Origin of the sequence: Thauera aromatica K172 (assembly GCF_003030465.1) — a bacterium.
GTDB classification, from domain to species: Bacteria; Pseudomonadota; Gammaproteobacteria; order Burkholderiales; family Rhodocyclaceae; genus Thauera; species Thauera aromatica.
Map to the genome: position 1 here is coordinate 2811485 of NZ_CP028339.1, position 10997 is coordinate 2822481.

The following is a 10997-nucleotide window of genomic DNA, read 5'->3' on the forward strand; positions in this document are numbered from 1 at the left end:
TCCATCGGCCGTCAGACTGTAGAAAGTGCTCTCCCGACGTCGCAGTCGTGACCCCGAAGGCGGGCAGTTGACTACAGTTGCTTCTCCCCAGACCGATTTGATGGAAGCATGAGACTCTGGGCATTGTCGATCAGCGACAGTACCGGCGAAGTTCGTCCTTCGCATCAGACCGGCTGGCATCATTGACGCAAACGCCACCTTGCAAGCCATTGATTTTTAATGGAACAGTGCCGAGACCAGCCACAGCTCAAACGGAGAAAAGAGAGGATTCTCGGCGCCAACGGGCGAAAAATGACGTCCGGCTTGCCCGGCAGCGCCACTGCAAGCGGCTAAAACCCGCGCCAACACTGGGGGTTGCGGCAGAAATGACTGAGGCCAGCGCGAAGGCTGGCCTCATGTGTTGGTGGACCGAAAGGGGATCGAACCCTCGACCTCTGCATTGCGAACGCAGCGCTCTCCCAGCTGAGCTATCGGCCCTGAAAGAGCGGGCATTATAGGCAAGCCTGCCCCGAAAAGGAAGCCCCTGCAGCAGGGTCGCACCCGGCTTCTCGCTTCGTTGGGTTTCAACCGCCTGAGCCGGTGGCGGCGCGGCCGAGGCGGTCGGTGATCGCGCGCCAGCGGGGGTCGGCGGGCGGGGTTTCGATCAGGATGAAGTCGGCGTCGAGTGCGTCGAGGGCGCGCAGGCTGGCATAGAGTTCGCGAGCGTAGGCGGTGGCGTCGGCCGGTGCAGGCTGCCAGATCAGGCGCGAATCGTGCGGATCGGGCGCACGGTGGGCGAGCACGGCGACGCGGCTGCCCTCGCCTGCGAGCAGGGCCGCCTCCTCGGCCAGGCGCTCGCCTTCCACCAGGCGCAGCGGCGTGCGCGGCGCGTAATGGGCGGCGAGGGCGCCGGAGACGCGCGGCGCCGGGGTCTCTGCGGCCGGCGCCGCGGCCAGTTCGATTGCCGCCTCGCCGCGCAGTCGCGGGCGGCGGCCGATGATGCGGGCGATGTCGTCGGGCGCGATCGCGCCGGGGCGCAGGATCTCCGGCACGTCGCGCGAGAAGTCGATGATGGTCGATTCGATGCCGACTTCGCAGGGCCCGCCGTCGAGCACCATCGCCACCTTGTCGCCGAGTTCTTCCTGCACGTGCGCGGCGGTGGTGGGGCTGATGCGGCCGAAGCGGTTGGCGCTGGGCGCAGCGATGCCCGAATCGAACACCTGCAGCAGGGCGAGTGCCACCGGATGGGAAGGCACACGCAAGCCCACGGTGTCTTGACCGCCAGTGACCTCGTCCGGGACTGCCGGGTCGCGCTTCAGAATCAGCGTCAACGGGCCGGGCCAGAAGGCGCGGGCGAGCGCGAGCGCATCCCCGGGAATATCCGTGGCCCAGCGTGCCAGGTGCTGGACGCCGGGCAGATGGACGATCAGAGGATGATCTGCCGGCCGGCCCTTCGCTGCGAAAATTCTGCGCACGGCATCGGCATCGAGGGCGTCGGCGGCAAGCCCGTAGACCGTCTCGGTCGGCATGCCGACGATGTCGCCGGCGCGCAGCAGATCCGCCGCCTCGTGGATCGCGACCAGGGTCGGCAGCTCGATGCGGCCGCGGGGTTTGGCCCGGGTGCCGCCGCTCATTCGTCGCGGATGCCGATCGCCGCGCGTGCGCCCAGCGCGCGCTCCAGCACCGCAGCGGGATCATCGCCGGTCACGGTGAAGTGCCCCATTTTGCGTCCCGGGCGGGCATGGTGCTTGCCATACAGGTGCAGGCGCAGGCCGGGCACGGCGTGCAGCACCGACCAGTCGGGCTCGCGGTAGGCACCGTGGCCCTTGCCGTCGGCGTACCACAGCTCGCCGAGCAGATTCACCATCACCGCCGCCGAATGCTGGCGCGGCGCCGCCAGTGGCAGGCCGCACAGCGCCCTGACCTGCTGCTCGTACTGGCTGACGTCGCAGGCGTCGACAGTGTGGTGGCCGCTGTTGTGCGGACGCGGCGCCATCTCGTTGACGAACAGCTCGCCAGCGCAGACGAAGAACTCCACCCCCAGGGTGCCGACATAGCCCAGGCGCTCGGCGATGCGCTCGGCGATGCGTTGCGCATCGGTCGCCACGCCCCCTGCCTCGCTGGCAGCAAGCTGCGCCGGCGCGACGGTGACGTCGAGAATGCCGTTGCGATGGCGGTTCTCGCCCGCGGGAAAGCTGCACACTCCTCCCGCCTCGTCGCGCGCGAGCACCACCGATAGTTCGCAGTCGAGCGCCAGCATCTTCTCCAGCACGCAAGGTTCGCCCTTGAAATGCTGGAAGGCGGCGAGCGCCTCGTCGGCATCGGCGACCCGGGCCTGGCCCTTGCCGTCGTAACCGAAGCGCGCCACCTTGAGCACCGCCGGAAACAGCGCGGCAGGCGCGCTGCGGAGGTCGTGCTCGGCGTGAATCACGGCGAACGGTCCATGTGGCAGGCCATGGTCGGCGAGGAAGGTCTTCTCGGCGATGCGGTTCTGGCACACCGCCACCGCGCTCGCGGCCGGATGGACGGGGATGAACTTGCCGAGGTAGTCGAGCGTGTCGGCGGGAACGTTTTCGAATTCGGTGGTCACCGCAGCACATCCGGCCGCGAGGGCGTCGAGCGCACCGTAGTCGTCGTAGGCGGCGACCAGATGGCGGTCGGCGATGAGGCCGGCGGGGCTGTGCGGATCGGGATCGAGCACCCACACTTTGTAGCCCATCTCGTGCGCGGCGGAAACGAAAAAGCGGCCGAGCTGGCCGCCGCCGAGCATGCCCAGGGTGGCTGGCGGGAGGATCATGATGCGGCTCTCAATCCAGGGTCATGTCGAGCACCGCCTGCGTCTGGCGGGCGCGGAAGTCGGCGAGGCGGTCGGCGAGCGACGGGTCGCCGTTGGCGAGCAGGGCCACCGCGAACAGCCCGGCATTGGCTGCGCCGGCCTCGCCGATGGCGAAGGTGGCGACCGGAATGCCCTTCGGCATCTGGACGATGGAGAGCAGCGAATCCTGCCCCGACAGCGCCTTCGACTGCACCGGCACGCCCAGCACCGGCAGCGTGGTCTTGGCCGCGACCATGCCGGGCAGGTGGGCGGCGCCGCCGGCGCCGGCGATGATTACCCGCAAGCCGCGGTCGCGCGCGGTTGCAGCGTATTCGAACATCAGGTCGGGAGTGCGGTGGGCGGACACCACCCTGGCCTCGAAGGGCACGCCGAACTCCTCCAGCACCTTGGCCGCGGCCTTCATCGTCGGCCAGTCGGAGTTCGACCCCATGATGATGCCGACGGCGGGGGGGAGTGCGCTCATTGTGCGTCCTTTGCTCACGTGCCGGAGGCGAGCTCTCGCGAGCGCGCGGCGCGCTCGGCGGAGATCACGGTGTTTTCCAGCAGCATGGTGATGGTCATCGGCCCGACGCCGCCCGGTACCGGAGTGATGGCGCCGGCCACTTCCCTGGCCGACTCGAAATCGACGTCGCCGCACAGCTTGCCGGCATCCGGGCCGTCCTGCAGGCGGTTGATGCCGACATCGATCACGGTGGCGCCAGGCTTGATCATGTCACCGGTGACGAAGCGCGGCTTGCCGATCGCCGCCACCAGGATGTCGGCGCGGCGGGTGTGGAAAGCGAGATCGCGGCTCTTCGAGTGGCACACGGTGACCGTGGCGCCGGCGTTGGTCAGGAGCATCGCCATCGGCTTGCCGACGATGTTCGAGCGGCCGATGACCACGGCCTCGGCCCCCTGCACCGCCACCCCGGCGCTTTCGAGCATTTTCATCACTCCGTGCGGCGTGCACGGAATGAAGGCTTCGCGGTTCTGCGACAGGCGGCCGACGTTTTCGGCGTGGAAGCCATCGACGTCCTTGCGCAGGTCGATGGCTTCGAGCACGGCGGTTTCGTCGAACTGCGGCGGCAGCGGAAGCTGCACCAGGATGCCGTGCACCGCCGGATCGGCGTTGAGTTCGGCGAGCCGGGCCATGACCTCGGCAGGGGCCGCATCCTGCGGGTAATCGAAGCGCAGCGAGCGCAGGCCGGCCTTTTCGCAGGCCGCGACCTTGTTGCGCACATACACGGCCGAAGCCGGATCGGCACCGACCAGGATGACCGCCAGACAGGGTTGCACGCCACGGGCCGAAAGTGTCGCCGCACGATCGGCGATTTCTCCACGGACACGCGCCGAAAGGGCGTTGCCATCGATGATGCGAGCGGTCATCGGATCTGCCTCGAAAAAATGCGGATTTTACAGCATGCCGGCGCCGGCGACGCAGCCCCGATCGAGGCGCGCCCGGCCGCCACCGGGCGAACGGCTCAGTGCCCGACGCTCGGCGGCGGACACTTCAGGCCGATCGCCGTGATCACTCCGCCCGCACTCATGTCGCGCACGGTCAGCGTGAACGCGCCGACTTCGACGCGATCGCCGACGACGGCGGTGCGGCCGAGGCGCGCGCGCAGCAGTTCGCGCATCGGCAGGTTGCGCTCCTGCGGCTCGAGCACCAGGCCGTAGGCATCGGCGAGATCGCCCGCGAGGGACTCCGGATCGACGACGAATTCGCCGAAGAAGCTGGCGTTCGCACTCAACTCGTTGCCCGCACCGCCAAACAGGCGGGCGATCCGCTCGGCAAGCTCGTCCGGGGCCACGAACCACACCGAGTCGCCGGAGCGCATCCGGGAGTCCACCGCCAGGCGTTGCAGGTGGCCGTTGCGGACGAGGGCGACACAGCGCACGCCGATGGTGCCGAACTCGGCCGCAACCTCGTCCGGATGGAGGCCCTCGGCACGCGCTCCGGGCTCGACCCGGTATTCGAGCAGATCGACTGCGACCTCGTCACCGACCCACACTTCGCGCTTGTCGCGCGGTTCGTCGCGCGGCGGCACTTCGACCTTCAGCCAGCGTGCCACCACCGGCACCGTCGCCCCCTGCACCAGCAAGGACAGCAGGACCACCGCGAAAGCGACCTCGAACAGCAGACGCGAATCGGGCACCCCCATCACCACCGGCACAATCGCCAGCACCACCGGCACGGCCCCGCGCAGTCCGACCCAGCTGACATAGGCCAGCTCGTTGCGCCGGTAGCGGAACGGCGCCAGCCCGATCATCACTGCCAGCGGGCGGGCGATCAGCATCAGGAACACCGCCATCGCCAGTGCCTCGAACGCGTGATCGAGGAGCAGCGACGGCGTCACCAGCAGGCCGAGCACGACGAACATGCCGGCCTGGGCCAGCCAGGCGAGCCCGTCCATCACCCGCAGCACGTGTTCGGTGGCGTGGCTGCGACGGTTGCCGACGAGGATGCCGGCGAGGTACACGGCGAGAAAACCGCTGCCGTTCAAAAGATTGGTGGCGGCGAAGACGAGCGTTCCGCCCGACAGAATCAGCAGCGCGTACAGCCCGTCGGGCAGGGACAGGCGCGCCATCAGCCGCGACAGCACCCAGCCGCCGGCGATCCCGAAGATGGCACCGAGACCGAGCTGGCTCGTCAGCATCCAGACGAAACTGCCGAGGGTTGCAGTCTCGGGTTGCAGTAGCATGCCGACCATCGCGGTGACGAGCAGGATCGCCATTGGATCGTTGGCACCAGACTCGATCTCCAGGGTGGCCTGCACGCGCTCGTTGAGCCGCACGCCGCTGTTGCGCAGGAGCGCGAACACCGCCGCCGCATCGGTGGAGCCGACAATCGACGCCAGCAACATGCCCAGCCGCCAGTCCACATCGAGCAGCCAGGTCGCGAACAGGCCGAGCATCGCCGCCGTGCCGATCACCCCCCAGGTCGCGAGCACCGCCGCCGGCTTCAAGGCGACCCGGAAACTGCTGACCCGGGTGCGCAGGCCGCCGTCGAGCAGGATCACCGAGAGCGCGGCCTGCGCGATCATCGACGCGATGAAGAAGTCCTCGAAGACGATGCCGCCGAGGCCGTCCTCGCCGGCGAACATCCCCACCAGCAGGAACAGCAGCAGCAGGGGCAGCCCCAGCCGCGCCGACACCGTGCTGGCGAGCACGCTGATGAACAGCAACAACCCGGTCAGCAGGAAAAAAGCGTTGATTCCAGTCATTCGGGAACGGTCGGTGAACATTCGGGCCTGCGGAGCAGGCCGTTTGCGGGCCGAGGCGCCCGCCGCCGACACCGGGCCGGGGCGGGGCACGGGCGGGCGCGGCAGGGGTGCCGCCAGGGTGCGGCATCAGCGTACGACGTCAGAGTACAACGTCAGCGCGGCGCGCTGCCCGGCTCCACCAGCACCACGTGCTGCACCAGTTCGGCCAGCGAATGCGCGCCCATCTTTTCCATCACCCGGGCGCGATGGACTTCGACGGTCTTGATGCTGATGCCGAGCACATCGGCGATCTGCTTGTTGAGCTTGCCGACGATGATCAGGTCGAGCACTTCGCGCTCGCGCTGGGTCAGGTGCTCGAGGCGGCGCGCGGTGTCGGCCTCCTGCAGGCGCTTGCCGCGGTTTTCGCGCTCGAGCTGCAGGCATTGTTCGATCAGGCGCAGCATGTCGCGCTCGCCGAACGGCTTTTCGATGAAATCCACCGCCCCTTTCTTCAGCGCCGACACCGCCATCGGCACATCGCCGTGGCCGGTGATGAACACCACGGGCAGGTTGCAGCGGCGGCGGCCGAGCTCCTCGAACAGCTCGAGGCCGCTCATCCCGGGCATGCGCACGTCGAGCACGATGCAGCCGGTCATGCCGGGGTTGCTGGCCTGGAGGAAGGACTCTGCCGATTCATGCACGGCGACGCGGTAGCCGTTGGCTTCGAGCATCCAGGCAAGGGAATCGCGCAGGGCATCGTCGTCGTCGACGATATGAACGATCTGGTCGGGAACGATCTGGTCAGGCGCTGCGGGCAGTCCGCTCACTGGCTGTCTCCGTCGGCAGGGTAAACGTGAATATGGTACCGCCTTCGGGGTTGGCATCGACAAGCAATCGACCATCATGGAACTCGACGATCGAGCGGCAGATGTTCAAGCCCATTCCCATCCCTTCGGTCTTGGTCGTGTAGAACGGGGTGAACAGTCGCCGGCGCCCCTCCTCGCTGATGCCGTGGCCACGGTCGATGACCGCGACTTCGACGGCGTCGGGGCCGAAACTGCGCATCCGCAGCACCAGCACGCGCCGCTCGGGCAGGGCATCGGCCATCGCGTCGAGCCCGTTGCGGATCAGGTTCAGCAGCACCTGCTCGATCATGATCCGGTCGGCGAACACGTCCGGAAGCCCGGGCTCGACGTCGGCGACGATGTGGATGCCGACGCGGCGGGCATCGATTTCGGCAAAGCCGAGCGCATCGTCGAGCACTTCGGCCAGGCGCACCGCGCTGCGCCGCGGTTCGCTCTTTTTCACGAATTCGCGCACTCGGCGGATGATCTTGCCCGCGCGCTCGGCCTGGAAGCTCGCCTTCTGCATCGCCGCGAGCACGTCCTCCGGCCGCCACGCCCCCCCCTGCATGCGGGTGACGCAGCCTGCGCAGTAGTTGGCGATCGCCGCCAGCGGCTGGTTGAGCTCGTGAGCAAGGGTGGACGCCATTTCGCCCATGGTGATCAGGCGCGCGGTGCGCTGGAGGCGGTCTTCCTGCTGACGTGCGACCTCGGCGGTCTGCTTGCGGTCGGTGATGTCGGTGGCGATACCCATGCGCACGAGGCGCCCATCCACCCAGCGCGTGGCCTGCTCGCGCACGTGGTACCAGCGCCCCGACAGCGGGTGCTGGAGTTCGCCGTCGAACAGCTCGCGGGGCAATTCGGACGTCCCCAGGCTGCGCGGATCGACCCGGTAGTCGCCGCGCTCGGGCTGCGGCACGGCAACGCCGTTGACCGTGCGCCCCACCGCGTCGAAGCCGTGGATGCGCTTGAAGGCGCGGTTGGCGAACAGGATCTCGTCGGTGCGGGCGTCGGCCACGAAGACCGCCGCATCGAGGCCGTCGAGCACCGCCTCGAAGCGCTCGTGGGCCGCTTCGAGCGCCGCGCGCACCCGCTTCGGTTCGGTGATGTCGGTAATCGAGGCCATCCAGCCGGTCTGGCGGGCGGAAGAATCGATCAGCGGCGACAGGTAGAAGCGGGCGTCGAAACGCTCGCCGTTCTTGCGCCGGATGCGCATCTCGAAACCGGCGGCCGGCGCCTGGCCAGACAGGGTCAGGCCAAGATTGCGCTCACACACCGCGCGCGACTCCTCGGGCCAGTAGGGAAAAGGCGGCCCGATGCCGATCAGCTCGTCCTCGTCGAAACCGATCATGCGGCAGAACGCCGAATTGGCGTAGATGATGCGCCCGTTCAGGTCGATCGCGCGCAGGCCGGTGACCACCGAATCCTCCATCGCCTTGCGGAAGGCGGACTCGGCGCGCAGCGCCTCCTCGGTGGCCTTGCGCCCGGTGATGTCGTGCGCCACCGCGTAGACGAGACGCTCTTCAGGCACCGGGTTGATGCTCCACACCAGCCACTTGTAGCTGTCGTCGGCGCAGCGGCAGCGGTTCTCGAATTTCACCGGCTCGCCGTCGGCCAGGCGGCGCAGCTGCTCCAGCGTGGCGCCGACGTCGTCGGCGTGCACGAAGTCGATCAGCGAGCGCCCCGGCAAGGCCTCCGGGTCGTGCCCGAGGATGCGCGCGAAGGCCGGATTGCAACGGCAGAAACGGCCATCGAGCCCGACCACGCACAGCATGTCGAGCGACAGGTTGAACAGCCGGTCGCGCTCCTTTTCCACCTGCACCCGGCGCTGCACGTGGCTGCGCAGCGTCCACAGGCTCCACAGCACCAGCACCGACAAGCCCAGGATCAGCACCGCCGGCAGCAGCCGCGGAACGCCGCTGCCGCTGCGAAACGCCGTGGCGCGCACGCTCAGCCCGTTCCCCGGCGGGTCGAGCGCGAGATCGAAGGACAGCCGCTCGTCGAGCGCGGGCAGCAAGGTCCCCGCCGCCAGCAGCTCGCCTTCGGCATCGTGCAAGGCCAGCCGGTACTTGTCGGCAAACCACGCCGGCACCAGGTAGCGCGCCATCCGCTCGATCGAATACACGCCGACGATGGCGCCGCGGAATGCGCCGCTGCGCACCACCGGCACGTACACTTCGAGCACCGCCCCACCCCGCGGACTGCGGTGGGCCGCGCCGTATTCGACCCGCAGCGAAGCGCGCACGCGCTCGAGCATGCCTGCCTGCTCGCTACTCGAGGCCTCGCCGGGCAAGCGGTCGGTGGTGTCGAACGGCGCGCTCCAGCGCACGATACCGTCACTGCCCACCCAGACGATGTTGGCCAGCTCAGGATGGTTGGCGATATGCTGGTTGGCGCGCAGCTGGAAGCCGTCGTGGTCGAGCATTTCGGAAGACAGGTCGCGGGCGAGCTGGCCGAGGAACTCCTCGGTGCCGAGCATTTGCCGGCGCATCGTCTGCTCGGCCCACTGCATGTCGCGCGCGAGCGCATCGCGCTCCAGCTCCAGCTCGCGCTGCTGCAGCAGCCACACCAGACTGAGCATGGCCACCGCGAACAACACCACCGCCGCATACGGCGCGGCCCAGTACCAGCGCTGGGACGAAAAGGAAGCGGCCTGGGGCTCGGGCATGAAGAGGGAAAACCGGCAACGGGAAAGAGTCCGCGGCAGCTTGACCGGGAGCTGGATTCTTGTCGATCCCTCCTGCAGCCGTCATCCGGTTTAACCCTAACGCCCGATCGAAGCGGCCGGCCGCGGGCACACCGGCGGCACCCCCTGGATCGGGGTTTCCGCCAATTTTTACGCCCGCCCCGCCCCCCTAGAGTCCGCCCATGCATCCACTCCCGACATCGCACCATCGTGCGCCTTATTTCCTGCCCGGCCTGCTGGGCCTGATCGCTTTCCTCCTCGCCCTCCCGGTCCCCGCCGCCGACGCCCCGGCGCCGGCGCCCATCCGCATCGGCGTCACCGGCCCGTTCACCGGCGCCTCCAGCCCGATGGGCATCTCGATGCGCGAAGGCATCCGCATCGCCGCGGCCGAAATCAACGCCTCCGGCGGCCTCCTCGGACGCCCGCTGCAGTTGCTCGAGCGTGACGACGAGGCCAGCAACGAACGCGGCGCCCGCCTCGTCCAGGAACTGATCGACAAGGACCGCATCGTCGCCGGCCTGGGCATCGTCAACACCGGCGTCGCCCTCGCCAGCCAGCGCCACTACCAGCTGGCGCGGATTCCGGTGATCACCTCGGTCGCCACCGGGTCGCTGATCACCCGCCAGTTCCTGCCTCCCGAGTTCCCCGACAATTACGTCTTCCGCGTATCGGCCAACGATGAGCTGCAGGCCCGGGTGATCGTCAAGGAAGCGATCGATCGGCGCGGCCTCGGCCGGCTGGCGATTTTCCACGATGCGACCAACTACGGCGTGCAAGGCAGCGAGGACCTGATCGCCGCACTGAAGGAACGCGGCATCGCCCCGGTCGCGGTCGAGCGCTTCCAGTTGCGCCAGGTGGACATGAGCGCCCTGCTCGCACAAGCGCGCGCGGCCGGCGCCGAAGCCGTCCTGACCTACGGCATCGGCCCGGAACTCGCGTACATCGCCAACGACATGGCGCGGATGAACTGGCGGGTGCCGATCATCGGCAGCTGGACGCTGGCGATGTCCAATTTCATCGACAGCGCAGGCCCCCACGCGGAGGGCGCGCGCATGCCGCAGACTTTCATCCAGGACGCCGAAAACCCCCGCCAGCGGGCTTTCCTCGAGGCGTGGCGCCAGAGCACCGGCCTCGAACGCATCCCGGTTCCGCCAGCCGCGGCCCAGGGCTACGATTCGATGCTCCTCCTCGCCGCGGCGATCCGCCAGGCCGGCAGCGTCGAAGGCAGCCACATCCACGCGGCACTGGAGGATCTGCGCACTCCCGTCCATGGCGTGATCATGACCTACCGCCAGCCCTTTTCGCGCACCCGGCACGAAACCCTGACCCTGCCCAGCCAGGTCCCCCTGGGAGAGGTCCGTAACGGGCGTGTCGTGTTCGCCTACGAGGCCGACCGCAAGCGGACCATCGGCCTGTCGCCACCGGATGGCGAGGCCAGGCCGTAGCGCGAACATATTGCGCATTGCGAAAAC

At 68.5% G+C, this 10997-nt stretch carries 8 protein-coding genes and 1 tRNA gene; 1 reads left to right on the forward strand and 8 read right to left on the reverse strand.

What is annotated here, in order from left to right; all coding sequences use genetic code 11:
• Positions 1–401: 401 nt before the first annotated feature.
• From Tharo_RS13270 to Tharo_RS13305, 8 genes are all read right to left on the reverse strand, one after another.
• Positions 402–477, reverse strand: a tRNA-Ala gene (locus tag Tharo_RS13270).
• An 86-nt stretch (positions 478–563) separates the two neighbouring features.
• Positions 564–1613, reverse strand: a complete 1050-nt coding sequence (locus Tharo_RS13275; RefSeq protein WP_107221623.1) for an L-threonylcarbamoyladenylate synthase — start codon at positions 1611–1613, stop codon at positions 564–566.
• The gene (locus Tharo_RS13280) at positions 1610–2776 is read right to left on the reverse strand and encodes a 5-(carboxyamino)imidazole ribonucleotide synthase (protein ID WP_107221624.1); all 1167 of its coding nucleotides are present in this window, start codon (positions 2774–2776) and stop codon (positions 1610–1612) included. The genes Tharo_RS13275 and Tharo_RS13280 overlap by 4 nt, the downstream gene beginning before the upstream one ends.
• Positions 2777–2786: 10 nt before the next feature.
• Complete coding sequence (gene purE / locus Tharo_RS13285) at positions 2787–3278, reverse strand: 5-(carboxyamino)imidazole ribonucleotide mutase (protein ID WP_107221625.1); 492 nt, start codon at positions 3276–3278, stop codon at positions 2787–2789.
• Between the two features lie 14 nt (positions 3279–3292).
• Entirely contained in the window at positions 3293–4180 is an 888-nt protein-coding gene (folD, locus tag Tharo_RS13290) for a bifunctional methylenetetrahydrofolate dehydrogenase/methenyltetrahydrofolate cyclohydrolase FolD (protein WP_107221626.1), read from the reverse strand.
• A gap of 95 nt (positions 4181–4275) precedes the next feature.
• Positions 4276–6018, reverse strand: a complete 1743-nt coding sequence (locus Tharo_RS13295) for a potassium/proton antiporter (protein ID WP_107222432.1) — start codon at positions 6016–6018, stop codon at positions 4276–4278.
• Between the two features lie 152 nt (positions 6019–6170).
• On the reverse strand, positions 6171–6824 hold the full coding sequence (locus Tharo_RS13300) for a response regulator transcription factor (protein WP_107221627.1): 654 nt from the start codon (positions 6822–6824) through the stop codon (positions 6171–6173).
• Entirely contained in the window at positions 6799–9507 is a 2709-nt protein-coding gene (locus tag Tharo_RS13305; RefSeq protein ID WP_107221628.1) for a PAS domain S-box protein, read from the reverse strand. The genes Tharo_RS13300 and Tharo_RS13305 overlap by 26 nt, the downstream gene beginning before the upstream one ends.
• 200 nt (positions 9508–9707) lie before the next feature.
• On the opposite strand from Tharo_RS13305, the gene Tharo_RS13310 reads away from it, so the two are divergent.
• Positions 9708–10970, forward strand: a complete 1263-nt coding sequence (locus tag Tharo_RS13310) for an ABC transporter substrate-binding protein (protein ID WP_107221629.1) — start codon at positions 9708–9710, stop codon at positions 10968–10970.
• The last annotated feature ends 27 nt before the right edge of the window (positions 10971–10997 follow it).

Excerpts from the sequence above, each read along its gene's own strand:
- Tharo_RS13275 (WP_107221623.1), bottom strand. The coding sequence starts at position 1,613 with ATGAGCGGCGGCACCCGGGCCAAACCCCGCGGCCGCATCGAGCTGCCG.
- Tharo_RS13280 (WP_107221624.1), bottom strand. The coding sequence starts at position 2,776 with ATGATCCTCCCGCCAGCCACCCTGGGCATGCTCGGCGGCGGCCAGCTC.
- purE (WP_107221625.1), bottom strand. The coding sequence starts at position 3,278 with ATGAGCGCACTCCCCCCCGCCGTCGGCATCATCATGGGGTCGAACTCC.
- folD (WP_107221626.1), bottom strand. The coding sequence starts at position 4,180 with ATGACCGCTCGCATCATCGATGGCAACGCCCTTTCGGCGCGTGTCCGT.
- Tharo_RS13295 (WP_107222432.1), bottom strand. The coding sequence starts at position 6,018 with ATGACTGGAATCAACGCTTTTTTCCTGCTGACCGGGTTGTTGCTGTTC.
- Tharo_RS13305 (WP_107221628.1), bottom strand. The coding sequence starts at position 9,507 with ATGCCCGAGCCCCAGGCCGCTTCCTTTTCGTCCCAGCGCTGGTACTGG.
- Tharo_RS13310 (WP_107221629.1), top strand. The coding sequence starts at position 9,708 with ATGCATCCACTCCCGACATCGCACCATCGTGCGCCTTATTTCCTGCCC.